Here is a 25,213-nt window from a genome sequence, read left to right on the forward strand (position 1 = left end):
CTGTATCGTCGTGGCTGTTAACCATGCCACTCGATTCAAGAAGAGATATTAAACAAAAAGCCCCATTAATGGGGCTTTTTAGAGGCTGGAGTTTGGCTAGAATCGATAGTCGACACTCAGGTACAGTTGCTGGGTGTTATCCAGTGCATATTTGCCTGAGTCTATCTTGTTGTCATAGTCCTGCTTCAGATAGCGATAACCTATCTCGGTATTGAGATTGTCGCTCAGCTTATACACCAGACCTGTCTGACCACCCCAGACAAAATTATTGTCTGATTCCAGGGCACCGCTGTCCGGTGCCGTGTGGTTGATACCGGCGCTGGCACCGACAAACCAGTTCAGTTTGTTGGCCTGATCCAAACCTATCAGGTAGTCATAGGAAACCAGTCCCATCTGCTGCTTGGCAAAGTCATCGCTGTTGTAGCTGTACGTCGCGTAAAGACGCTGGTTGGGGGTCAGGAAGGCACCACCACGCAGCATGTAGACGGCATTGCGATCATCATCGCTGAACTTGCCGCCATCAGTGGGCTTATGAGAGTAGTCATTTTGCTGCGCACCAACACCGCCGCCAACAAACCAGTCAGCTGCAAAAGAAGGGGCTGAGAAAGCGAGAGCCGCAGCGGAAGCCAGTACTAGAGATTGAATTTTCATAATTTACTCCTGGATCCGGGAAAGTCCGGATGGCTGTTTTTAAGCCGGGTCAACTTGTGTTCATCGGCAGGTTAGGACCGCTTTACTGAACTCCACCTGAATGAGAGCTGGATCGGGTTTTTAATCGTATGTATTGGCTTTTTGTGTTAAAAAACCTGATGTTAGAAATTCCAATTGTTGTGGGTCAGTGATGGGTTTGTGGTCGAAAAATAGACTGTTAACCTGAGGGAAAAGGGATGAGACTGGTATTTGTACACGGCTGGAGTGTGACGTCCACAGAGACCTATGGTTATTTGCCGCAGGCATTGGCCAAGCTGGCAGACACTGAGCTTGAGGTGAGTCATCTGCACCTGGGACGCTATATCAGTTTTCAGGACCAGGTGAAGTTGGAGGACGTTGCGCTGGCCTTCGAGGCTGCCAGACGTGAAGTGCTGGGGGATGAAGCTTTCGCGGTGATCACCCACAGCACTGGAGCAGCCGTGATACGTTGCTGGTTGGAGACCTTCTTCGGAGCCCAAAAGTTGGCGGCTTGTCCCGTGACTCATATGATCATGCTGGCACCAGCCAACCACGGCTCCGCCTTGGCACAGCTTGGCAAGTCGCGCCTCGCCAGGATTAAGGCCTGGTTCGATGGATTGGAGCCGGGGCAGAAGATCCTCGACTGGTTGGAGCTGGGCAGCCTGGGGCAGGCTGCTTTAAGTAAAGCCTGGTTGAACTATGATTTTGAGGCCGCTCGGCTTTGGCCCTTGGTGCTGACCGGCGAAAGTATAGATGCGTCCCTCTATGATTATCTCAACTCCTATACCGCCGAGCCGGGCTCGGATGGTGTCGTGCGGGTAGCCGCGGCAAATATGAATTATGCTCGGTTGCAATTGGTGGAGCAGGTACAGGAATGTGACAGCTTTGATGGTGCCTGCGTGGCCAAGCTGGCGCCGGAAAGTTTCATTCAGGCCCCTGTCAGTGGCTTCGGCATTATTCCCAAGGCCAGCCACAGCAAAGAGAAAATGGGGATCATGCGTTCCGTCAGCCGTAGAAACGCCGCCAACAAGCCGGTAGTGCAGGCGATTCTGAATTGGTTGAAGGTCGACTCGGTAGAGGCTTACCGCCGTGCCTGTCAGGAGCTTACGCGGCAAACCCAAAGCCGGACCACCAAGAAGCGTTACACCATGCTGGTGATTCGGGTGTGGGATGATACCGGCGCCGCCATAGAGGATTTCGATTTTTATCTGCTCAGTGGCGAGCAGTATCTGCCGGGTATTCTGCCAAGAGGCTTTATGCAGGATAAACAGCGCAACCAGCAGAGCCCCAACTGCCTGACCCTGTATCTGGATGCCGCCAAGATGCAGACCCTGCCTCAAGGGAAAATCGGCTTTAAGTTGGTACCGCGCCCAGATGATGGCGCCTGTTATTATCGTGCGGTTGAGTTCCAGTCTGATGCCGGCGCGGTATCCAGGCTGCTGAAGGAGGACGCCACTTTGGAAGTGGATCTCTTGCTTAAGCGGCACAGGGATGCAGGGCTGTTTACTCTGATCAGCCCTGAAGAGGGCAGCGACTTTTCCCGCTTAGCTCCCCAGGGGGAACTTACCGATATTTGATGGCTAAATTTTTTACAGTACTCCTGCTGGACGCAGGCCTTGGCCCTCTTGACATTATTCCGGGCGCTCCCTAGTCTGCTTGAACAATAGTCAAGGTGGTAAGCAATGGAAATCAAGTATCAGTTAAAGCCCGCCGCAGAGCGTCGCTCAGAGCAGTTTTGTCCTGAAGGTAATGTTGGCTTTGGTCGTCTGCGCACCGACCATATGTTCATGATGGATTATTATGATGGCGAGTGGCGGGATCCCCGCATCGTCCCCTACGGTCCGTTTGAGATGGCTCCCGGCGCGATGGCGCTGCATTATGGTCAGAGTATTTTTGAGGGCGCCAAGGCCTTTATGCATGAAGACGGTGAGATTTATACCTTCCGTCTCAACAAGAATGCCGAACGCATGAACCGCTCTGCCGATATCGTCTGTATTCCCAATATTGATGAAGCCATGCAGCTTAAGGCGATCAATGCCCTTATCGATGTCGACCGTCTCTGGTTCCCCATGCAGGACGGGGCTTGCCTCTATATTCGGCCCTTTATTTTTGCCACCGAAGACAGACTGTCAGTCAGCCCGGCCAACCGCTACACCTTCTGTGTGGTGATGAGCCCCAGCGGTGCCTACTATGGTGAGAGCCTCAACGCCATTCGCCTGCTGATCAGTAAAGAATTCCACCGTGCAGTATCCGGTGGTACCGGTGCCTCCAAGGCCGCCGGCAACTATGCCGCTTCACTGCGTGCCGGTAAGGCTGCCGCGGCTCACGGTGCTTCCCAGGTGCTGTATCTGGACTCAACCAATGAATATATCGAAGAAGCCGGGGCGATGAACCACTTCCATATTCTCAAGGATGGCACAGTGATCATCCCTGAGTTTACCGATACCATTCTCAAGTCGATCACCTCACAGTCTATTATTGAGTTGGCGCCACTGCTTGGCTGTGAAGTCCGCCAGGAGCAGGTCAAACTGGATGATTTTATTGCAGGTGTCGAGTCGGGCGAGATCATCGAAGCCGGCGGTTTCGGCACAGCCGCCGTGGTTTCTCCGGTCGGCTCCTATATTTTTGAAGATGGCCGGGTGGTTACTGTTGGTGACGGCAAGGTGGGTGAACATATCAGTCGCATCTATCGAATCTTCACCGAAATCCAGAAAGGGCACAGACCAGGCCCACAAGGCTGGGTTTGCAAAGTGCCCAGGCTGGAGAAGGCATAAGCCAATAACTAATTATTGATAAAACGCGGCCATTTGAGCCGCGTTTTTTATGGGGTGATGCTATTTTCGGCCGAGTAAGGCTTGTGCTTGCGCTTCTGTCATTGGGCGCCCCAGCAGGAAGCCCTGGGCCTGATCGCAGCCCTGGGCGGCGAGGAAGTTAAGCTGGGCCTGGGTTTCTACCCCTTCTGCCACCACCTGTAACTCCAGGCTGTGAGCCAGGACTATGATGGCGCTGGTAATGGCGGCATCATCAGGATCTTTGGTGATATCACGGACAAACTCGCGGTCAATCTTCAAGGTGTTCAGCGGGAAACGCTTGAGATAGGCCAGACTGGAGTAGCCGGTACCGAAATCATCGACCGCCAGGCTTAACCCCAACCCCTTCAGTTGATTGAGTATTTCCACTGATTCCAGCGGTTGCTGCATCACCGCTGACTCTGTCAGCTCTATCTCAAGTAGATCTGCAGCCAGACCATGCATGGCAAGAGCAACCTCTATGCTGGAAATAATGTCAGTCTGCAGCTGTTTGGCGGAGATATTGATCGCTATCGGAACCGCTTCCAGCCCCTGATTCTGCCAGCGCTCCAGTTGACTGCAGACACTCAGCAGTACCCACTGACCTATGGCGTTGACCAGGCCGGTTTCCTCGGCCAGCGGAATAAACTCCGCCGGAGAAATAGGCCCCAGATCCTGGCTTTCCCAGCGCAGCAGGGCCTCCATGCCGGTGAGTTTACCGGTATGGACGCAGAATTTGGGTTGGTACAGCAGATAGAATTCGTCGCGATCCAGCGCCTGTTTCAGCCCGGCTTCCAGCTGCACATGGCGCACCGCATAGGCGTTGAGTTTAGCTGTGTAGAACTGGAAGTTATTGCGCCCCAGCGACTTGGCATGGTACATGGCGGTATCGGCAAACTTCAGCAATTCCAGTGCTTCTTCGGCATCATCCGGATAGAGGCTGATACCTATGGATGGTGAAACATTGAGGCTGAAGTTCTCCAGTGCGAAGGGACGCTCGAACGCTGCCAGCAGTTTTTCGGCGATAACGGTCGCCGCCTTGGTTTTTTGCAGGCCTTCGAGGATGATGATGAACTCGTCACCGCCCAGACGGGCAACCGTATCTCCATCTCTTATCGCTTGGGTCAGTCTGGAGGAAACCGCTTTCAGCAGTTGATCGCCCACATGATGGCCCAGAGAATCGTTAATGTGTTTGAACCTGTCCAGATCCAGAAACAGCAGGGCGACCATGTTACGGTTACGGTGCGCCTGGCGCAGGGCATGATCCAGTCTGTCCTGGAACAGAGTGCGATTGGGCAGGCCGGTGAGCTGATCATAGTTGGCCAACAGACGCAGGTCTTCCTCGGCTTGTTTGCGGTCTGTGATATCGGTAAATACCACCACGAAATGGCTGGCTTCGCCCTGGCTGTTGAGCACCTGATTGACTTCCATCCATACCAGCAACGGCTGCTTGCTGTGGGTGCGGATCTGCACTTCACCAGACCAGTGTTTTTGGTTCAGCAATTGATGCTCTATCTGCTGATAGAAGCTTCTGGCGTAGAGTCTCCGGGTCAGGAACAGGAAAGACTTGCCGGAGATCTTCTGTTCGTTGAAGCCGGTCGTGCTGCAAAACGCCGGATTGACCGAGATGATGCGGTAGTTGAGATCGCAGACCACCACAGACTCATTCATGCTTTCCAGTACCTGGGAGGATAGCCGCAGCGCCTCTTCCTGACCACGGCGCATGCTGATATCCGTGTAGGTGCCCGCCAGGCGCAGTGGTTTGCCACTACGGTCGCGCTCGACTATTTTACCGCGATCCAACACCCAGCCCCAGTGCGTGTTGCCAAGCTTGATACGATACTCGGCCTCGAAGAATTCGGCATCTCCCTGCAGGTAGCTCTCCAGTGCCGCTTGAACATGGGGCCTGTCGTCGGGATGTACCAGCGCCATCTGCCGACTGGCGTTGGTTTCCAGTGGTGTTTCTGAGCCTTGTTTGGGGCCGGTAACGAAGAAGCGATCGTCTTCCAACTGCCAGTCCCACATCCGGTCACCCGAGCCCCAGAGCGCCAGTTTCAACCTCTCTTCAGAAAGCTGGATATTGGACTGTGTTTGCTGCTCGAGACGACGTTGCGACAGGAAACGCCTTAGCCAGAGGCCAAACAACAACAGCGCCAGTGCCAGATAAAACAGATTAGCCAGGGTGGTGCGGTAAAAAGGGGCCGGCACTGTGAGTTTTAACAACAGTTGCTCATGTCCTTCGGGATTGTGCTGCAACTGATGGCGGGCAAACAGCCGATAGTCGCCGGGCGCCAAATTGGTATAGCTGATCTCGTGCAGCGACTGGGCCGGATGCCAACTCTTGTCCCAGCCCTCAAGGAAAAAGCTGAATCTGTGGCGTTGGGGATAGGCAAAATCCAGTGCAGTGATCTCAAAGCTTATTAACTGCTCACTATAGGGAATCGTCAGCTTGGGTATATGGCCAAGATCCAGCCTGGGAAAATAGCTGTTGCCCAGGCGGTAACCGGCCAGGGCCAGTTTGGGTTGCTTGCGTACCTTGGGCACCTGCTGAGGGTAGAAATGGTTCAACCCATTGATGCCTCCAAACCAGATACTGCCATCCTTGTCCTGCCAACTGACATTGCCGTTGAATTCCAGCGCCTGCAAACCTTCATATTCGTTGAAGGTCAGCACCTTTTCCTTGTCGATGGCAAAGCGGCTGATCCCTGAATTACTGCTGAGCCAGAGGTCGCCGCTCTTGTCCTGCTCCATGGCATAGACGGTATTGCCCGGTAATCCCTGATTACGGCCGAAGTGTTGCAGCTCATCCTGGCGCAGGCGACTGAGGCCACCGTGAGTGGCAAACCAGATATTGCCGTCCCTGTCTCTGAGAATATCCCGCACCATGGGATTGGCCAGGCGATCACCGCGGATGATCTGTTGTTGGCCCGTGTCAGGTTGCAGCCAATAAGCGCCATTGATGGTGCCGACCCAGATGCCATTGTTGGCCGTGGTCAGGCTGAGGATCATCTGCGACTGTGGCCCTTCTTCAAGATACTCGTTGACAAAGTGGGCCTGGAAAACACCGGTATCCGGGTCGAAATGGTATAAAGTGTTGCCGGCACCGAGCCAGATCTGTTCATCTGGGCTGATGATCAAATCGCGAATACCGGGTTCGTTGCCCGGGGGCCGATACAGCTGCATTTGGCCGCTTTTGTTCAGTCTTATCAAGCCTTCACTGCTGGCCAGCCATAGCCTCCGGCTGCTGTCCTCGGTAATCGCCCTGATAGTGAGATCCAAAAAGGATTCATCCTGGCCAAGTAGTTTGGCGAGCTGGTTGTTGTGGGAGAAAAATCGGCCATCTTGATCCATATGAAATAAGCCGGCCCTGTCGGTGCCCAAATACAGCAAGCCGTCGCCGGAGCGGAAAATGGCGCGGATATTGTTATCCCGCTGGCGCTCCAGGGGTTGTTGATTATTGTAGATATGCTCGAAGTACTGCCGGGCCAGATTCACCTTGTCTATGCCTGAAAACAGGCTGCCAATCCACAGAATACCGTTGTTGTCCTGCAGCAGGCTGTAGACATCATTATCGCTGAGGCTATTGGGATCGGATGGGTCATAGCGATAGTGCCTGGCTTGCCACTGGCCTTCTTTAAGTTGTAGCTGGATAAGCCCCGTCTGTTGGCCCCCTAGCCAGATGCCGCCCCTGCTGTCAAAGATAAACTCCAGAATGCCCCGATTGGGCGTTGGCAGCCGGTAGATGAACTCTGGGTTTTTCAGCCCGGGCGGATAACGCCAGAGTGCATCATCGATAACCAGCCACAGGGCGCCATCTTCGCTCTGGCGGGCCTGTACCGGATGACCATGTTCGGCATCGGGTAAGGGCAGGGGCTTGAGTCCTTCATTGCGCAAAACCAGCAAACCATCACTTTGGGTGCCAATCAGCAGAGCATCTTTTCCTATGGGAGTCAGTACCCGGATATCGGCGTTGATATTTTGCCCCAGTGACAACTCATGCAGCTCGCCGCTGACCGTATCCAGGGCGTAGAGTCCATTGCCGCTTCCAACCCAGAGTGTCTCACCCACCAGAGTCAGGCGGTTGATTCTTTTGCTGTTGATCCCCTTGTCACGGCCAACGGGAGTGAATACTCCCGTCTGTAGATCCAGGCGATTCAGTCCGCCGTTGAAGGTGCCTATCCACAACTGCCCCCGGCTATCCTGCAGTATGTCGGTGACATGATTATCCGACAATGTCTGGCTGTGGTAGGGGTCATGTTGAAACAGAGTAAATTCGATGCCGTTGTAACTGTGCAGCCCATCCTGGGTGCCAATCCACAAAATGCCCGCCTTGTCCTGGTAGAGGCTGGTGATGCTGTTCTGATTCAGGCCATTCATGCTGCTGACATGCTGGAATCTGAGCTGGGGCGCAGGTTCTGCCCTGAGCTCAAACAGGCAGACAGATAACAGTAGAGCGGCGAGTAGGCAGCAGATCCGAGACAAGAGGCCCTCTTTTTTCAGTAGGTTTTTGATTGGTGAGAATTTATTTTATAACAGATTTCTTTTCTCAGTTTGGCAAACTTTATCGCACTTTATCCTACTTTGTTGCCCAGTTGATAACAGAAAGGAAAAAAGGCCCCGCCGGAAGGGAGGAAGCGGAGCCTTTTGGAAAGGGGGAGAGGCAATCGACAGCTGTGTTATCAACGACTGCCATCGAAAGCCAAGCTACTGTTAAAAACTGTCGTCCGGAATTCGTACTGCGCCTTCCATCAGGATACGCGCCGAGCGACTCATGATGGCCTTGGTCACCTGCCACTGGCCGTCTTTGAACTCGGCTTCGGCGCCGACTTTCAAGGTGCCAGATGGGTGGCCGAAGCGTACCGAACTGCGCTCACCGCCGCCGGCCGCCAGGTTAACCAGGGTGCCCGGGATAGCCGCGGCCGTGCCTATGGCCACTGCCGCCGTGCCCATCATGGCGTGGTGCAATTTACCCATCGACAGGGCGCGAACCAGGAGGTCGACATCGGTTTCGGCCAGCTGTTTGCCACTGGAAACCGGATGCGCCTGCGGTTTGGCCACAAACGCTACCTTGGGAGTGTGTTGGCGGGTTTCGGCTTCGGATAGATCCTTAATCAACCCCATCGCCAGCGCGCCGTGTGCCCTAAGCAGCTCAAAGCGAGCCAGCGCCTCGGGATCGCCGTTGATCTCCGGCTGCAATTCGGTGCCTTGATAGCCGAGATCGGCGGCATTGACGAAAATGGTCGGGATCCCGGCGTTGATCAGCGTTGCCTGAATTTTACCGCTGGGGTGTACTTGGGTGGGAACCGTCAGCTCATCCACCAGCTTGCCGGTAGGGAACATGGCGCCGCCGTCTTCTCCGTCATCGGCTGGGTCGATAAATTCCAGCACAATTTCGGCGGCGGGGAAGGTGACACCATCGAGCTCAAAGTCACCGGTTTCCTGCACTTCACCGGCGCTGACCGGCACCTTGGCGATAATGGTCTTGCCGATATTGGCCTGCCAAATCCGCACTTCGCAGATGCCGTTTTCCGGTACCCGTTCTGGGGCCACCAGACCGGCATGCAGGGCAAAGGCGCCGGCCGCAGTGGAAAGGTTGCCGCAGTTGCCGCTCCAGTCGACAAAGGGCTTATCTATGGAGACCTGACCATAGAGGTAGTCTACGTCGTGACCGGGAACCTGGCTGGCATTCATGATCACGCATTTGCTGGTACTTGAGGTCGCGCCGCCCATGCCGTCTGTGTGTTTGCCGTAGGGGTCAGGGCTGCCGATGACCCGCATCAACAAGGCGTCGCGGGCCGGGCCGGGCACTCTGGCCGCCTCGGGCAGATCGTCCAAGCGGAAGAACACTCCCTTACTGGTGCCGCCGCGCATATAGGTGGCGGGAATTTTTATCTGTGGTTTAAATGCCATGGCATTGGATCCTTTGACATAAATATTTTTATCAGTCGGCCATAACCTTGGCTATGGCCGACTTGGTCACGCATCAAGGGCCGGCTTAAACATTGCCCTGCAAGAAGTCCTGCGCGAAACGCTGCAGTACACCACCGGCTTCATAGATGGTTACTTCCTCAGCGGTATCCAGGCGGCAGCGCACAGGTACTTCCACCGTTTCGCCATTGCTGCGATGCAGCAACAGGGTCAGAGTGGCGCCGGGTGTGCGCTCGCCGAGAACGTCGAAGGTTTCTGTGCCATCTATGCCCAGGGTCAGTCTGTCGGTCCCCGGGAAGAACTCCAGCGGCAGCACGCCCATGCCTATCAGGTTGGTTCGGTGAATGCGCTCGAAGCCTTCGGCCACAATCGCCTCGACTCCGGCCAGACGCACGCCCTTGGCGGCCCAGTCTCGGCTGGAGCCCTGGCCATAGTCTTTACCGGCTATGATGCACAGCGGTTGCTTGCGCTCCATGTAGGTTTCTATCGCTTCCCACATGCGTACCTGTTGCCCTTCGGGCTCGATACGGGCCAGCGAGCCCTGGATCACCTTGCCGCTGTCGTCCTTGACCATTTCGTTGAACAGTTTGGGGTTGGCAAAAGTGGCCCGTTGAGCCGTCAGATGGTCACCCCTGTGGGTGGCGTAGGAGTTGAAGTCTTCCTCCGGCAAGCCCATCTTGGCCAGGTATTCGCCGGCGGCGCTGGATGGCAGAATGGCGTTGGACGGCGACAGGTGATCTGTGGTGATGTTGTCACCCAGTACCGCCAGTGGCCGCATCCCCTTGAGCGCACGTTCACCGGCCAGGGCGCCTTCCCAGTAGGGCGGACGGCGGATATAGGTGCTCATTGGGCGCCAGTCATACAGAGGGTCGACCCCATCACCGTATTCCACGGCGATATTGAACATGGGCTCATACACCTTGCGGAACTGCTCCGGCTTGACCGATGACTTGACGATGGCATCTATCTCTTCGTCGCTGGGCCAGATGTCCTTGAGGGTAACGGCGTTGCCATTCTGATCTGTGCCGAGTGGGTCTTTCTCTATGTCGAAACGCACAGTCCCTGCAATGGCGTAGGCCACTACCAAAGGCGGCGAGGCCAGGAATGCCTGCTTGGCATAGGGGTGGATCCGGCCATCGAAGTTACGGTTACCGGACAATACCGCGGTGGCGTAAAGATCTCTGTCGATCACTTCCTGCTGGATTTTGGGATCGAGCGCGCCGCTCATGCCGTTACATGTGGTACAGGCGAAGGCGACTATGCCAAAACCCAGCTGTTCCAGGTAAGGCAATAGCCCTGCCTCGCGCAGATAGAGATCCACCGCCTTGGAGCCGGGGGCCAGAGAGGTCTTGACCCAAGGCTTGCGTACCAGACCTTTTTCCACTGCGTTGCGGGCGATAAGGCCGGCGGCAATCACGTTGCGTGGGTTACTGGTGTTGGTACAGCTGGTGATGGCGGCGATAATCACTGCGCCGTCCGGCATCAGGCCTTCCTGCTGCTCGACCTTGCCGGCAATGCCTTTGGCGGCCAAGTCGCTGGTGGCCAAACGGGCATGCGGGTTGGAAGGACCGGCCATGTTGCGCACCACGGAGGAGAGATCGAACTCCAGCACCCGCTCATATTCGGCGCCTTCGAGGCTGTCGGCCCACAGACCCGTGGTCTTGGCATAGTTTTCCACCAGCGCCACCTGCTGGTCATCACGGCCGGTGAGGCGTAGATAATCTATGGTTTGCTGATCGATATAGAACATGGCGGCAGTGGCGCCATATTCGGGAGTCATGTTGGAGATGGTTGCCCTGTCACCCAGAGTCAGGCTGGCGGCGCCTTCACCGAAGAATTCCAGATAGGCACCCACCACCCGCTCTTTACGCAGGAATTCGGTCAGCGCCAGCACTATATCCGTGGCGGTAATGCCGGGAGCGGCTTTGCCGGTCAGCTTGACGCCGACTATGTCCGGCAGGCGCATCCAGGAGGCGCGGCCGAGCATCACGCTTTCGGCTTCCAGGCCACCCACGCCTATGGCGATCACCCCGAGGGCATCCACATGTGGCGTGTGGCTGTCGGTGCCGACACAGGTGTCCGGGAAGGCGACGCCGTCGCGGCTCTGGACCACGGGGGACATCTTCTCCAGGTTGATCTGGTGCATGATGCCGTTGCCGGGCGGGATCACATCGACGTTTTTAAAGGCCGTCTTGGTCCAGTTGATAAAGTGGAATCTGTCTTCGTTGCGTCTGTCTTCAACGGCGCGGTTTTTCTCGAAGGCATCCGCTTCAAAGCCGGGGTGTTCCACTGCCAGAGAGTGATCCACAATCAGTTGGGTTGGCACCACAGGGTTAACCTTGGCCGGATCGCCACCCTTGTCGGCGATGGCATCACGCAGACCGGCCAAATCAACCAGTGCTGTTTGGCCGAGAATGTCGTGACACACCACCCGCGCCGGGAACCAGGGGAAGTCCAGATCCCGTTTGCGTTCGATAATCTGTTCGAGGAAGTCGTTGAGCCTGCCTGGCTCGGCGCGGCGGACCAGGTTTTCAGCCAACACCCGCGAGGTGTAGGGCAGTTTGGCATAGGCTCCGGGGCTGATAGCCTCGACCGCGGCGCGGGTATCGAAATACTCGAGGCTGGTGCCGGGCAGGGGAATTCGGTAATTGGTATTCATGAGTTCTGTCCACTGAGAAGCAACTGCAAAAAGAGCCGGGCCCCTGCTCACTTGGGTGCCCGCTCTTGCTCATTCATCGGGCGGCCGTTTGGCCGCCGCCGGGATCAACGCTCGCTGAGAGGCGTCACCTTGCGTGGCTCAACTCCAACATAATCGGCACTCGGGCGGATAATGCGGTTGTTGGCGCGCTGCTCCATCACGTGCGCGGCCCAGCCGGTGAGGCGGGAGCAAACGAAGATGGGGGTAAACAGCTTGGTGGGGATCCCCATGAAGTGATAGGCACTGGCGTGGAAGAAGTCGGCGTTACAGAAGAGTTTCTTCTCTTCCCACATCAGGGCTTCACAGGCGACAGAAACGCGATAGAGGCGATCATCACCGTATTCCTGCGACAGCTTTTCCGACCACTCTTTGATGATCACGTTACGGGGGTCGGACTCGCGGTAGATGGCGTGACCAAAGCCCATGATCTTCTCTTTGCGCTCCAGCTTGCCCTTGAGCACTTCGCGGGCATGGTCTTCATCGCGCATATCCTGAATCAGCTCCATCGCCGCCTCGTTGGCGCCGCCGTGCAGAGGGCCGCGCAGTGAGCCAATGGCACCTGTGATGCAGGAATGCATGTCAGACAGGGTAGAGGCACAAACCCGGGCGGTGAAGGTAGAGGCGTTGAATTCGTGCTCGGCGTAGAGGATCAGTGACACATCCATAACCCTGGCATGCAGGGCAGATGGAGCTTCGCCGTGCAGCAGGTGCAGGAAGTGGGCGCCTATCTGGTCGTCATGGGTTTCTGTGTCTATACGCACGCCGTCATGGCTGTAGCGATACCAGTAACAGATGATGGAAGGAAATGCCGCCAGCAGACGGTCGGCCACTTCACTCTGCTCGGAGAAATCTTTTTCGGTTTCCAGGTTACCCAGCATGGAGCAACCGGTACGCATAACGTCCATGGGGTGGGCATCGGCCGGGATCCGCTCCAGCACCTCTTTCAGTGCCTGTGGCAGGCCGCGCATGCCTTTGAGTTTCTGACGATAGGCCGCCAGTTGAGTTTCGGTGGGCAGTTCGCCGTAGAGGATCAGGTAGGCCACTTCCTCGAAGCTGACGTTTTCGGCCAGATCTTTGACGTCATAGCCGCGGTAGGTCAGGCCTGAGCCGGACTTACCGACTGTGCTCAGTGAAGTTTCGCCTGCGCTTTGGCCGCGTAATCCGGCGCCGCTCAGTTTCTTGTCAGTCATAATGCATTCCCTCTTCCGTTACACTCTTGTCAATTTGTTGGCCAGCCATGGCTGGTCTGGTATGCGGTTGCCTTTTTCAGCGCTCTGGGGTGCTGTGTAGGGCGGCAACCCCGGGTGTTTCTTGGGGCAAACCCTGCAACCGGCGCGTCTGCGCCGGTCAATCATCCCTGGATTCAGCCGTTACTTTTGGCTGAACAGCTCATCGAGCTTGGTTTCGTAGTGGTGGTAGCCGAGGAACTTATACAGCTCTTCACGGGTTTGCATGGCATCGACCACATTGCGTTGATGACCGTCGGCCATCAGTGCCTGCATCACTTTCAGGGCGGCCAGGTTGGCGGCGCGGAAGGTGCTCAGTGGGTAGAGCACCATGTCGGCACCGGCTTCGGCCAGTTGTTCCTTGTTGAACAGTTCTGTCTTGCCGAATTCGGTCATGTTGGCCAGGATCGGGGCGTTGACGGCCGCCTTGAATCGACGGTACTGATCCAGCTCGGTCAGCGCCTCGGCAAAGATCATGTCGGCACCCGCCTCGATATAGGCCTGGGCGCGTTCGATACCGGCATCCAGCCCTTCCACGGCAACTGCGTCTGTGCGAGCCATGATGACGAAGTTCTCATCTGTGCGGGCATCCACGGCAGCCTTGATACGGTCAACCATCTCTTCGGTGCTGACCACGGCCTTGTTGGGTCTGTGACCACAGCGTTTCTGTGACACCTGATCTTCCATATGCACGGCGGCAACACCGGCCTTTTCAAATTCCTTGATGGTGCGGGCAATGTTGAAGGCGCCGCCCCAGCCTGTGTCTATGTCGACCAGCAGCGGCAGTTCGGTGGCCGATGTGATACGACCGGCATCGATCAGCACATCGTTCATTGAGGTCATGCCCAGATCCGGCAGGCCGTAAGAGGCGTTGGCGACACCGGCACCGGAAAGGTACAGGGCCTGAACACCTGATTGCTCGGCCATCAGGGCGAAATAGGCATTGGTGGTTCCCACGATTTGAAGCGGCTTGGCCTTGGCCAGAGCCTGGCGGAATCTGAGTCCTGCGCTGCGAGTCATCTGTTTGCTTCCTTATATTGAGTCCAGGGCGGCATGCTCCGCCTGAAGCTGTTTGAGTCTGAGTTCGGTATTGCGCCGCCCCTGTTCGATATGACGGCGCATCAGCAAGCCGGCCAGTTCGGCATCGCGCTGGGCTATGGCTTCGACTATGCGTCTGTGCTCGGCGATGGCTTTGACCGGGCGGTTCTTATTGGTGCATTGATAGCGATACATTCTCAGCAGGTGATATAAGCCGCCGATCAGGGTTTCCTGCAGGTGCTTGTTACCGCTGGCGCGGATGATCTGGTAGTGAAAGTCCACATCACCCTCTTCCTGAAAATAGGTATCGCCTTCTGCCAGCGCCGCTTCCTGACGGGCCAGCAGTTGCCATAACTGGCTGAGCTGCTCATCGGTTATCCGTTTGGCGGCCAGTTCACAGGCCATGGCTTCCAGCGTGCTGCGCAGTTCGTAGAGGTCGTTGAGCTCGGCCACTGTCATGGCGGCGACTCTGGCACCCACATGGGGGATACGTACTACCAAGCGCTGACGCTCGAGGATCTGCAAGGCCTCACGGGTTGGACCGCGGCTGATACCGTACTTGAGTGCCAGCGCCTGCTCGTTGATCTTGCTGCCGGGAGCCAACTCACCCTTGATGATGCTGGTCTGAATTTGCACCAGGATCTGATCCACCAGGGTACTGCTCTTCTCCGGAGTGGCTTTATCAACGCCGTTTTTGTCCAATACAGGTGCCTGAGTCACTGCTTAAGTTTCGCTCGATTGTTAACAATGGTTCGACATTAGATGTGATCTGGGTCATTGTCAACAATGCCTTTACCTAGACGTAAGTCTAATAATTTGGTGTTTTTGGTGGTTAAACCCTTACTTAACATTGTCTTGGGTTTATTTTTTAAACTTGCTGTTAGCATGGGTTTACACTTGCTATTGCAACTATTGTCGACAATCCCGTTTTAAACAGTTTTCTTGAGGGGCGACTGATAGAATGCTCCTTGTCAGCGGCAGACAAGGAAAAGAGCGAAGCTTGTTATCCGTAGCAGTGTCCCAGACCCTGGGCCGTTAAACCGAGAGCATGAGCCACTGCCAATTAGGGGAGGGCGGTTGCCCGGAGTGAATCGTTCGAGTGAGGAGAGAGGCAAGAGTGACAAGAGTGGACAAAGCATGAGCGCAGAAATCATCAACACAGCAAAACCGAATCGGATATTGATAAGCGCCTGTTTATTGGGGCAAGAAGTACGCTATGACGGTGGCCATAACTTGCTCAATGATGCCAGAGTGCAGCTATGGCAGGCCCAAGGGCGGTTTGTGCCTTTCTGCCCCGAGTGCGCCGGCGGCTTGCCGACACCCAGAGCTCCGGCCGAACAGATACAGGGACGAGTGCTGACCTGTGACGGTGAGGACGTGACCGAGGCCTTTGAGCGAGGCGCCGAGCTGGCACTGGCCAAGGCGCAGCAACAGCAAGTGGTTGCGGCCATTCTCAAGGCCCGCAGTCCTTCCTGTGGCAAAGGCAAGATTTACGATGGCAGTTTCTCCCGCCAACTTATAGAGGGCGACGGCGTGACCGCCGCCTTGCTGATGCGCCATGGTATTCAAGTATTCAGCGAATTTGAGCTGGACGCCGCCGAGAAGTATCTTACTGAATGCGATAAAAGCGCTTGAGTCGAAATACTCAGTTTTAAAACAACAATGCCGGGCTTAGGCCCGGCATTGTTTTGTCCTGGACAATCACTGTCAGTGGCTTTTTTGTGCCAGCTTGTTGTAGTCGTCGGCGGGATGGCATTCGGCCAGCAACTGGTCTATTTGGGCATCTTTTTGTTGCCAGATGTCGTTGAGCCAGCGTTGAAACTCTACCCTGTACTCTGGCTCGCTGAAGTAGCGAACAGAATCCACCTGAGGCACAGGCAGAGCCTCGATTCGCACCACAATTTTGTGCACTTTACCCTGCATCACGGCGCCGAGAATATCCTTGGGGGCATCGGGATAAAGCACAGTCACGTTCAGCAAGGCATCAAACTGCTCGCCCATGGCTGACAAGGTGAAGGCAATGCCACCGGCTTTTGGCCGCAGCAGGTGCTTGTAGGGGGATTTTTGCCGCTGCCGTTTGTCTTCGGTAAAGCGACTGCCTTCCACATAGTTGATGATGGAGGTGGGCAAGTCTTTGAATTTTTCGCAGGAGCGCCGGGTCGTTTGCAGATCCTTGCCCTTGAGCTTGGGGTTCTTCTTCAGCTTTTCCGGGCTGGTGCGGTTCATAAAGGGCATGTCCAGCGCCCAGCAACCCAGGCCCATGATAGGAACATACAGCAGCTCTTTCTTGAGAAAGAACTTCAGCATGGGGATGTTGTTGCGCAGGATATAGGTCTGCGCAGCAATATCAAAGCCACTGAGGTGGTTGCTGATCAGTAGATACCAACCATCTGGCTTGAGGCTTTCAAGTCCCTGCACATCCCATTCGACCTTGGCTATCAGGTGCAGTATGCCGCCATTACAGCTGGCCCAGGCCCACATGAACCGGTTCATTAACCGGGTCATGGCGATGCGGCCACCCTTCCAGGGCAGCAACAATTTGAACAGGCCGCCGATACACACCAGCGACCCCCAAACGGCGGTATTGATGATCAGCAAGCTCAGGCTGAGAATAAACAGCACAGGCCCGGGCAGGAAGTGCAACATCAGGAGTCCCCTTGAGAATGGTTTGCCTTGGCGGCCAATTGTTCCAGCACTTCATCCTTGTGCTGCCAGAGGGCGTTCAGCCGCTCCTGAAAGGCTTGTTTGAACTGACGATCATTGGCGTAGTCACCCCGCATCTCCGAGTCTATCTCCTTGACCTCCAAATGGAGGTAAACCTCAGGCAAACGGCCGCTGATATAGTCCCAAAAACTGGGGATCTTGCCGGGATAATAGATGGTGACATCCACCAGTTTGTGGATCTGCTCGCCCATGGCCGACAACGCAAAGGCCATGCCGCCGGCCTTGGGTCTGAGCAGGTGTTTGAACGGTGAGTTTTGCTTCTGGTGCTTGCTGGGCTGAAAGCGGGTACCTTCGACAAAGTTCATCACGCTCACCGGCTTGTGCTTGAATTTGGCGCAGGCCTTACGGGTAATTTCAATGTCTTTGCCTCTGAGTTTCGGGTTCTTTTTCAACTCAGCCGTGCTGTAACGGCGCATAAAGGGAAAGTCCAGCGCCCACCAGGCCAGCCCAAGTACGGGCACATAAATCAGCTCTTTTTTCAGGAAAAACTTGAGAAAAGGGATCCGCCGATTAAGCAGTCGCTGCAGGATCAAAATATCGACCCAGCTCTGGTGGTTGGCTACCACCATATACCACTCCTGCTCTGACAGCTCCGGAAGCTCGTCTATATGCATCTTCAGCGGATGAAGCAGCTTTTCTATGCCGCCGTTAACACTGATCCAGGCACTGGCGCAGAAATCCAAAGCGTGGCTGCATAGGCGCTGTAATGGCTTTATTGGAAGCAGTTTTATCAGGCTGCCCAGCAGAATTGGCAGGCTCCAAAACAGGGTGTTGATAACATAGCCGCTAAAGGCAAGACAACCTCGAATCAAGGACAACTTGGGCTCCCTCAGGATCATAAAAAGAAAAATCGACCGACTATGTTAACCGCAGTCGCCACCAGGCTTCAATCTTAAGCTGGCGTTGACAGGGAGTTAGGGCCTGCTCACATAAGCATTGGTACAAGAGGTTTAGCCTGCTTCAGCCGTATAAGTTGCGCCATCTATATCTCTGCGCTGTACAGAAGATGGCTTGCAATGCAGCGTCTTTCAGCATCTTCCTGAGCCTTTACCCGTATGTTGCTTTGTGGCGAAACTGCGACTGGCACTTTAAATCCCCGGCGCATTTTTGGTGGAAGCCGGTTGACTGTCAAGCGCAACACTGGCGCCGGTAAATGGGACAATCGGCGCCGCTGTCGGCTAGGACGGCATAGCGGCTATGGCTGGTTAATTGATAGGGCTTGGTTTTCGGGCCGGGCAAATACTTTGGCACAGAAGCTTGACTCTGGAGCTTACTCCAAGCTTTACACTCCTTGGCAATAACAAACGGCCCGGATAGTCACATTTGAGTTCCGAGGCATCATTTGAGCCATAGCATGAGGCACAGTTATGAGTCATTCCTGTTGTGATCCCAAACCCACGCCCGAGCCTGTAAAGGCGTGGGCTAAGGACCCGGCAAATTGCACAGCAAGTTGTACAGATGGTCACATAGTCAGTCACGCTGTCAGTCATTCCAACGAGCATTCTGGCTGTCATTCGGCTTGTTGCCATGATCATCATGAGTCCCATCAAGCCGACTCCGCTGCCGAAGTCAACACTGCCAGGCTTGCTCAAGGTGAGCAGCATCAGTGGCAAATACTGGGTATGGACTGTGCCAGCTGTGCCCGTAAAGTCGAAACTGCGGTTTCCAGGGTGAGCGGCGTTTGCAGCACCAGGGTGGTATTTGCCACCGAAAAGCTGCTGGTGGAACTGACGCCCGGCGTTTCGCCCCAAGGCATAGTCGATGCTGTGCATGCGGCCGGCTTTAAGCTTAAGCAGCAGGCCCAGGCAGGTAAGGAAGGTTCCAAGCCCGGCCCGGCGAGCTGGCTTGGCAAATACTGGCAACCCAAATACTGGCAACCACTGTCACTGGCACTGTTAATGCTGCTGGCGGCTCTGGCGCCTGCGAGTATCAGCACCAGCCTGTTCACTCTGGCTACAGTTTGGGGGCTGCTGCCTATTGCCCGCAAGGCTTGGGCCCTTATTCGCAGCGGCACCCCTTTTGCCATTGAAACCCTGATGACAGTTGCCGCCATAGGTGCCATGTTGCTGGGCGAAACAGCCGAGGCGGCCATGGTGTTGCTCCTGTTTATGCTCGGTGAGCAGCTCGAATCGTTTGCGGCCGGCCGCGCTCGCGCCGGAGTCAGCGCCTTGATGGCATTGGTGCCGGATAAGGCATTGAGGTTGCAAGATGGCCAGAGGCAAGAGGTGGCCGCCTCTGAGCTGCGCCCGGGCGATATCATAGAAGTAGCGCCTGGAGCTCGCCTGCCGGCCGATGCCGAACTGCTTGATGCCTCGGCGGCATTTGATGAAAGCGCCCTTACGGGAGAATCTATCCCGGTAGAAAGGGTTAAGGGCGAACGGGTCGCCGCCGGCTGCCTGGCAGCCGATAGGCTGGTGAAGATGAAGGTTGTCTCCGAGCCCGGCAGCAACGCCATAGACCGCATCCTGCATTTGATTGAAGAGGCCGAAGGGCAAAGAGCACCGATAGAGAGATTCATCGACAAGTTCAGTCGCTGGTACGCTCCAGCCATCATGTTGCTGGCCTTGTTGACTGTGCTGTTGCCACCTCTGCTGTACGCCGAGCCTTGGGAGCAATGGATCTACCGTGGTTTGACACTGTTGTTGATAGGTTGCCCCTGCGCCTTGGTGATTTCGACGCCGGCGGCGGTAACCTCTGCGCTGGCCGCCGCAACCCGTCAGGGAGCCTTGATTAAGGGCGGCGCGGCATTGGAAGCACTGGCACATGTCGATACCGTCGCCTTCGATAAGACGGGCACCCTCACAGAAGGTAAACCTGAAGTTACCTTGGTGGAGAGCCTCACTGAGCAGGATGCGACCAAGTGGCTCAGGGTGGCCGCCGCCATTGAATTGGGCTCACATCACCCCCTGGCACAGGCGATAGTCAAGCATGCCAAAGCGCAGCAGCTGGAACTGCCAGGCGCAGAAGCTATTCGGGCTTTACCCGGTATGGGCGTTGAAGGGCGGGTCGATTCGCAAAACTGGCGACTGCTGGCCCCTTCAAGGTTGCCAAGTTTAGCACCTGAGCTGCTGCAACGTGTCACAGAACTGGAGCAGCAGGGGCAAACCCTGGTCGTACTGTGTGATGCCGAGCAGGAGCCACTTTTTCCTGTGGCCATCATTGCCCTCAGGGATCAGCTGCGCGCCGAGGCCGCCGAAGCCATAGCCAAGCTACGCCATCTCGGTATCGACAGCATAATGCTGACAGGTGATAACCCAAGAACCGCCAAGGCGATTGCCGAGGAGCTGGCCATCGACTGGCGCGCCGGGCTGCTGCCGGAAGATAAAGTTTCTGAGGTGGCGGCATTGGCCGAGCGCCGCAATGTGGCCATGACGGGAGATGGTATCAATGATGCCCCGGCAATGAAGCGAGCCCGTATCGGCATTGCCATGGGCGGCGGAACCGATGCCGCGCTGGAAACCGCCGATGCGGCCCTGACCCATAATCAGTTGGGAGGGGTGGCGGCAATGATCCACTTGGCCAGGGCAACTCTGAGCAATATCCGCCAGAACATAGCCTTGGCGCTGGGGCTGAAGGCGATTTTTCTGGTGACCAGCTTACTGGGGATAACCGGCCTCTGGCTGGCTGTGATGGCCGATACAGGCGCAACTGTGTTGGTAACCGCCAACGCCTTGAGACTGCTTAGAAAGCGCTACTGAAATGTATTGGTGTTGATAACAATAAAAAAGAGGAAGGTACCCGGGGGTTAGACCTTAACACCTTCCTCTTTCAAACGGACTCAGGTTATGCCTTGTAGCATGCCATTAGTGTATAAAGCTTGCCCTCAAAGGTATTGCTGCTGGGCCACACTGCAGTGTCTACCCGCTGAATCTTGTTGAAGCCGCACTCGTTTAACAGCTGCAGATATTCCTCATCTTGCCAAGCCTGCATCCGGCTGCCGAATCGCGTCACCTTGCCGTTTTCTTCAATCACCCAAAACAGTGTGGAACTGGTTTGGAGTGCCTCGTCCCAAGCATGCTCCGTCAGCAGCAGGTGGGGTGCATCGAGAAATAGGCCCTGTGAATGCCTTTGCCAGCTTGGCTCTGCCTGTCCCTGCCGTTTGACTTCATCAAAGCTGTGAACTTCCACAAGTAGTTTGCCATTCGGCGTCAGCCAGTTTGCACAATCCTTGAGTAAACTCTTGGCATCCGCTGCGCTGAAAACATTCAGCTCACCGAAGGTCATCATGATGAAGTCAAACTTCTTGGTCGGCCGGTAGCTTCTGACATCCAGCAATTGATAGTCGATATCCAGTCCAGCCGCCTGCGCTTGTTGTTGGGCGTAGGCTATAGAGGCTGGTGAGAAGTCGACACCGGTGCAGCAAAAGCCGCGTTTTGCCAGCAATTGAGTGTAAAAGCCGGGGCCACAACCCAGATCCAGCACTTTTGCGCCAGGAGCCAGTTGGCTGTAGAGCCAATCTACCTGGCGCTCAATCACCGCCAGTTTTCTACTGGCCCAATCGTGTTCCTGGGAGAGGTGATTTTCCAGCATTCGCTGGCTGAAATCAGCATCATTCCAGGGAATTTTGCTTTCGTTCGGCAACAGCCTTATTGGAAAATGCTGGCTGATTAGCTTATTGATATTCATACATTTCCTTGCTTTTCTAAAGCTTATTTGTGTATGCGGCCTGTCATTTTGGTAAAGTTGAACCACTGGCCGTTTTCGGCGGCCATCATCTCGCGATCCCGTACGGCATAAGGGTTGTCGCATGCCAACCACTCCTGCCATGCCTGGGTGCACTGCCCACTCTCTTCGCACAGCTCCAACTGTAAAAATGCGCTCTGTTGCCAGAGTTGCATCCACCAGTCGACGGTGAAAAAGTTCATCCCGGGCTGCCACCAGGGGGCCAGCTCAGGGGCAACGCTTTGCTGCAGTGGAAAAGGCTTTTTCAGCCCGGGTACCACTATGGCGACCTGACCGCCCGGCTTGATGAAAGGGGCGAGGTGGGTGTCAAAAAACGCTGAACTGGCACCAAAGTAGTGATAGGCATCGATGGACAAGACGGCATCGAAACTGTTTTCTGCAAATGGGGCATGTCCCGGCCGCATCTGGGTTACGTCAAAGTTCACTGCCGTGATCCTGTCTTCCAGGCCAGCGGCCTTGAATCTTGCCTGGTTGTCTTCGGCCGCTATCCAAAGATCCATGGCGGTGACTTCGAGGTTGAAGGCCTTCACCAGATAGATGGAGGTCATGCCTGTGCCACAGGCCAAGTCCAGCACCCGCATCCCTGGTTGCAGTTGCAGTGACCGGCAGACTTCTTCGGCCAGCCGCAGGGCGTTGGGGCCCATCATGTTGCTGTTGATATAGTCACGGGAAAATAGTGTATTCATCTTTCTTTCCTCAACGGTTGTCCAGTTGGGCGCGCACATTGTGCAAGCCGGCCGTGGTTATGCGATAGGGCTGACCTTTGACAGATTTGATCAGTTTTTTAGCTTTGAGCTTTTTGAAAATGGCGAGGGTACAGTCGCAAAGAACAAGCCCTTCGCGGCTATAACATTCAACGGCTGTGACGCGACCTGAAGTGTCGCGGAAATAACAAATGCGTCCGCCTTTGGCGAGGACGTGCAGGGTACGTTGTTCCTGACGGGATATATTCATACTGGAAAAACTCGATAATCATCATGAGCAAAACATGCGGGCACTTGTCAGTGTCCACCTTTGATTTACGCGCATTGATAATCAGACCGGCCTTGGAAGGTCAGTTAACTGATTATCTGATGATTACAATCTCCAGCATCAATGCCTCAATGAGAGTTGAAAGTAGGTTTACTGTTCAATTTTTACCACTAAGGATGTTAGATGTAAATCAACCGGTTGGGGAACTGTGATTTTAGGCTGTTTTTTGTGCATTTTACTCTTGTTTTCAGTTAATTGGATTGTGAATAAAGCTCAAAGGCGTTTGGCCCGTCTGCTTTTTAAAAAACGCAATGAAGGCGCTGTCGGAAGAAAACGCCAGATTGTGGGCCACTTCACTGACAGATCTGGCGCCGGATAGGAGTTCAATGGCCTTCAAAAGGCGCCACTGTTGGCGCCATTGCTGATAAGTCATACCGGTTTCAGCCTTGAATAACCGGGTGACTGTCTTGGTGCTGGCGCCGACACTGCCGGCAAGTCGGCCTATATCAGGCGCGAGAAACTCTTCCTTGATAAGCTGCTGGCGGAATCGGCGAAACCTGCGATCCCGTGGCAGTGGCAGCTGAAATGAATGTTTCTTGGCGGCATAAAACTCTTCCCAAAATAACGCACTGCTATTGGCCATATTCTGCTCCGGTGTGTCCCAAGGCCACAGTGCCATCTTGTCTATCAAGGCTTTCAAGAGGGCGTTGACCTCTATCATGCGAAGTTCAGCCGGAGTGTTGAACCTGGCGCAATCAAAATACAAAGAACGATAGGCCACCACATTGGTCATTACCGCGCGGTGCGAAATACCGGGCGGGATCCACACGGCTTTGGTGGGCGGCAAGATGCAGATGGCGTTCTCCAATGCAAAGCTCATGCAGCCGTGGGGGGCATAAAGTAGTTGCCCTTTATGGTGTTGGTGCATGCCCGAATCGTGCTGGCCAACATCGGCCGCAATGCCGATAACACTGGCTGGAAAGGTATCCGCATCGAACTCAGTTTCCTGCTCAATAATCGCCATGATGTCCCTATTTTGATGTTTCTTGTCTTTATGTCGTTAACGTTCCATTTCATCACGAGTATACACTGCGCGCCGACCCGGAAAAGCGCGGATCAAGCCTGCATAGAGTAACAGGGCTTGTTCGCAGCTTGCTTGATTGTGATAAGGATAAGAGATGAAAACCAAACCTTCGCTATGGTTGATGCTGGCGCTACTGATGTTCCCGCAAATAGTGGAAACCATTTACAGCCCGGCCCTGGGGGCGATTTCGCAGACATTTGCCGTGTCCTACCCTCAGGCGGCGCAAACCCTATCGGTTTATTTTCTGGCTTTCGCTTTGGGCGTGGCAGTGTGGGGCATAGTGGCCGACAGTTGCGGCCGTCGCCCGACCATGTTGCTGGGACTCTTTATCTATGGCGTCGCAGCCTGGGTGGCCATGTCAACAACCAGCTTCGCCGTGCTGATGGCCGCCAGAGCCTGCAGCGCTTTTGGGATTGCTGTCGGCTCAATCGTCACTCAAACCATGCTGCGTGACGCCTTCAGCGGTGAAGAGTTGGGGAAAGTGTTTAGTGTGATGGGACTTGGGATTGCCATCAGCCCTGTTATCGGCATGTTTTCCGGTGGCCAATTGGTCAAGGTGGGTGGTCATCATGCGGTGTTTTTGGCTTTGTTTATTATGGCCTTGGGTTTATTCGCCTATTGTTTTATCAGGCTGCCGGAAACCCAAACCAGCAGGCAGAATTTGCAACTGTTCGCCTTGAGTAAACGTATGCTCGGTGACAGGCAAATCTGGCAATCTGCGCTCTTGGTCACTGCCTATAACGTCGCCCTGTTTTCTTATTACCAACTCGGTGGATTCAACTTTGCCAGGCTTGGGTTCACGCCGGAACAGTTTGGTTACAGCGGCTTAATCCTTGGCCTAGGCTCACTGGTCGGCAGCTACAGCAATAAATGCCTGATCTCCAAGGGAGTCTCTCAAGGCAAACTCCTGCAAGGCGCTGCTCTATTGCTGCTTATGGGAGCCATAGGGGTACAACTCTCGCTGAACTCCATCGGGTTTCTGGCGCCTATGCTACTCGTGGTTATGGCATTCGGAATAGCTATCCCCAATGTGCTCAGCATGGCTTTGGCTCAGTACCGACAGCAGGCCGGCAGCGCCGGTGCCCTGTTCGGCTTGATGTACTACTTACTCATCGGCAGTGGTCTGGCTCTGGCAGGCGCGGTGCAGCACTTGGGATGGGTACTGTTCGCCTGCGGCAGCATGGCGCTGTTGGTAAGCCGGGTTCGCTGATGAGCTTGCCACAGTTGGCCACTGTTCAATGCAGAGTTTGCGCTATTAGGCCCTGTCTCCGGTCTTAGTGTTCATTTGTGCGTGCCGACCAGCTATTAGGTAGGATCTAGAAATGACAGAGCCCCTTATTGAAGGGGCTTTTTGAAATGTGATTTGCTGGATTTTTGAACGTTTTTAACAGTGCGGAATATC

General features: G+C 55.2%; 18 protein-coding genes. 5 read left to right on the forward strand and 13 right to left on the reverse strand.

From position 1 onward, the window contains the following. Window positions 1–96 precede the first annotated feature (96 nt). Window positions 97–651: an outer membrane beta-barrel protein gene (locus ACF8D4_RS06645; protein ID WP_025010852.1), complete on the reverse strand. Its 555-nt coding sequence runs from the start codon at window positions 649–651 to the stop codon at window positions 97–99. Between the two features lie 236 nt (window positions 652–887). On the opposite strand from ACF8D4_RS06645, the gene ACF8D4_RS06650 reads away from it, so the two are divergent. Next, window positions 888–2,246 carry an alpha/beta hydrolase gene (locus tag ACF8D4_RS06650; RefSeq protein WP_335900454.1) on the forward strand — a complete coding sequence of 453 codons (1,359 nt, stop codon included), beginning with the start codon at window positions 888–890 and terminating at the stop codon, window positions 2,244–2,246. Window positions 2,247–2,351: 105 nt separating this feature from the next. Next, entirely contained in the window at window positions 2,352–3,443 is a 1,092-nt protein-coding gene (locus tag ACF8D4_RS06655) for a branched-chain amino acid aminotransferase (RefSeq protein WP_264920682.1), read from the forward strand. A gap of 60 nt (window positions 3,444–3,503) precedes the next feature. On the opposite strand, the gene ACF8D4_RS06660 is transcribed toward ACF8D4_RS06655, so the two are convergent. The 6 genes from ACF8D4_RS06660 to ACF8D4_RS06685 form a co-directional block, all read right to left on the reverse strand. Then, window positions 3,504–7,940 (reverse strand): EAL domain-containing protein, encoded by a 4,437-nt coding sequence (locus ACF8D4_RS06660; RefSeq protein ID WP_392468550.1) that lies wholly within the window; start codon window positions 7,938–7,940, stop codon window positions 3,504–3,506. 228 nt (window positions 7,941–8,168) lie between these two features. Further along, window positions 8,169–9,368 carry a 2-methylaconitate cis-trans isomerase PrpF gene (gene prpF / locus ACF8D4_RS06665; protein ID WP_144133115.1) on the reverse strand — a complete coding sequence of 400 codons (1,200 nt, stop codon included), beginning with the start codon at window positions 9,366–9,368 and terminating at the stop codon, window positions 8,169–8,171. Between the two features lie 85 nt (window positions 9,369–9,453). After that, window positions 9,454–12,045, reverse strand: coding sequence for a Fe/S-dependent 2-methylisocitrate dehydratase AcnD (acnD, locus tag ACF8D4_RS06670; protein WP_101058309.1), 2,592 nt, complete (start codon window positions 12,043–12,045; stop codon window positions 9,454–9,456). Between the two features lie 104 nt (window positions 12,046–12,149). Further along, window positions 12,150–13,274: a 2-methylcitrate synthase gene (gene prpC, locus ACF8D4_RS06675; protein ID WP_335900457.1), complete on the reverse strand. Its 1,125-nt coding sequence runs from the start codon at window positions 13,272–13,274 to the stop codon at window positions 12,150–12,152. A 180-nt stretch (window positions 13,275–13,454) separates the two neighbouring features. After that, window positions 13,455–14,330, reverse strand: coding sequence for a methylisocitrate lyase (gene prpB, locus ACF8D4_RS06680; protein ID WP_025889867.1), 876 nt, complete (start codon window positions 14,328–14,330; stop codon window positions 13,455–13,457). A gap of 12 nt (window positions 14,331–14,342) precedes the next feature. Continuing rightward, a complete protein-coding gene (locus tag ACF8D4_RS06685) occupies window positions 14,343–15,068 on the reverse strand; it encodes a GntR family transcriptional regulator (protein ID WP_025889868.1) in 726 nt (241 codons plus the stop codon). Between the two features lie 417 nt (window positions 15,069–15,485). Between ACF8D4_RS06685 and ACF8D4_RS06690 the strand changes: the two genes are divergently transcribed. Beyond that, window positions 15,486–15,983: a DUF523 domain-containing protein gene (locus ACF8D4_RS06690; protein WP_144377819.1), complete on the forward strand. Its 498-nt coding sequence runs from the start codon at window positions 15,486–15,488 to the stop codon at window positions 15,981–15,983. A 72-nt stretch (window positions 15,984–16,055) separates the two neighbouring features. On the opposite strand, the gene ACF8D4_RS06695 is transcribed toward ACF8D4_RS06690, so the two are convergent. Both ACF8D4_RS06695 and ACF8D4_RS06700 read right to left on the reverse strand, forming a co-directional pair. Continuing rightward, window positions 16,056–16,994 (reverse strand): acyltransferase, encoded by a 939-nt coding sequence (locus tag ACF8D4_RS06695; RefSeq protein WP_208146088.1) that lies wholly within the window; start codon window positions 16,992–16,994, stop codon window positions 16,056–16,058. Beyond that, complete coding sequence (locus ACF8D4_RS06700) at window positions 16,994–17,890, reverse strand: acyltransferase (protein ID WP_392466642.1); 897 nt, start codon at window positions 17,888–17,890, stop codon at window positions 16,994–16,996. The genes ACF8D4_RS06695 and ACF8D4_RS06700 overlap by 1 nt, the downstream gene beginning before the upstream one ends. A 549-nt stretch (window positions 17,891–18,439) precedes the next feature. Between ACF8D4_RS06700 and ACF8D4_RS06705 the strand changes: the two genes are divergently transcribed. Then, the gene (locus ACF8D4_RS06705) at window positions 18,440–20,770 is read left to right on the forward strand and encodes a zinc/cadmium/mercury/lead-transporting ATPase (protein WP_392466644.1); all 2,331 of its coding nucleotides are present in this window, start codon (window positions 18,440–18,442) and stop codon (window positions 20,768–20,770) included. Between the two features lie 85 nt (window positions 20,771–20,855). Here ACF8D4_RS06705 and ACF8D4_RS06710 read toward each other — a convergent pair whose 3' ends face one another. The 4 genes from ACF8D4_RS06710 to ACF8D4_RS06725 all read right to left on the reverse strand — a co-directional run bounded on the left by ACF8D4_RS06710 (window position 20,856) and on the right by ACF8D4_RS06725 (window position 23,751). Further along, complete coding sequence (locus ACF8D4_RS06710) at window positions 20,856–21,698, reverse strand: class I SAM-dependent methyltransferase (RefSeq protein ID WP_392466647.1); 843 nt, start codon at window positions 21,696–21,698, stop codon at window positions 20,856–20,858. A gap of 23 nt (window positions 21,699–21,721) precedes the next feature. Continuing rightward, entirely contained in the window at window positions 21,722–22,441 is a 720-nt protein-coding gene (locus tag ACF8D4_RS06715; RefSeq protein WP_208133924.1) for a cyclopropane-fatty-acyl-phospholipid synthase family protein, read from the reverse strand. 10 nt (window positions 22,442–22,451) lie between these two features. Next, complete coding sequence (locus ACF8D4_RS06720) at window positions 22,452–22,709, reverse strand: YjhX family toxin (protein ID WP_025010861.1); 258 nt, start codon at window positions 22,707–22,709, stop codon at window positions 22,452–22,454. 265 nt (window positions 22,710–22,974) lie between these two features. Further along, a complete protein-coding gene (locus tag ACF8D4_RS06725; protein WP_045283610.1) occupies window positions 22,975–23,751 on the reverse strand; it encodes a helix-turn-helix domain-containing protein in 777 nt (258 codons plus the stop codon). A 154-nt stretch (window positions 23,752–23,905) separates the two neighbouring features. Here ACF8D4_RS06725 and ACF8D4_RS06730 point away from each other — a divergent pair, with 154 nt between their 5' ends. Beyond that, window positions 23,906–25,021 (forward strand): multidrug effflux MFS transporter, encoded by a 1,116-nt coding sequence (locus ACF8D4_RS06730; protein ID WP_071237716.1) that lies wholly within the window; start codon window positions 23,906–23,908, stop codon window positions 25,019–25,021. Window positions 25,022–25,213: the final 192 nt, after the last annotated feature.

The organism is Shewanella sp. YQ_9 (genome assembly GCF_043103185.1).
In the GTDB taxonomy this organism is placed as follows: Bacteria; Pseudomonadota; Gammaproteobacteria; order Enterobacterales; family Shewanellaceae; genus Shewanella; species Shewanella algae.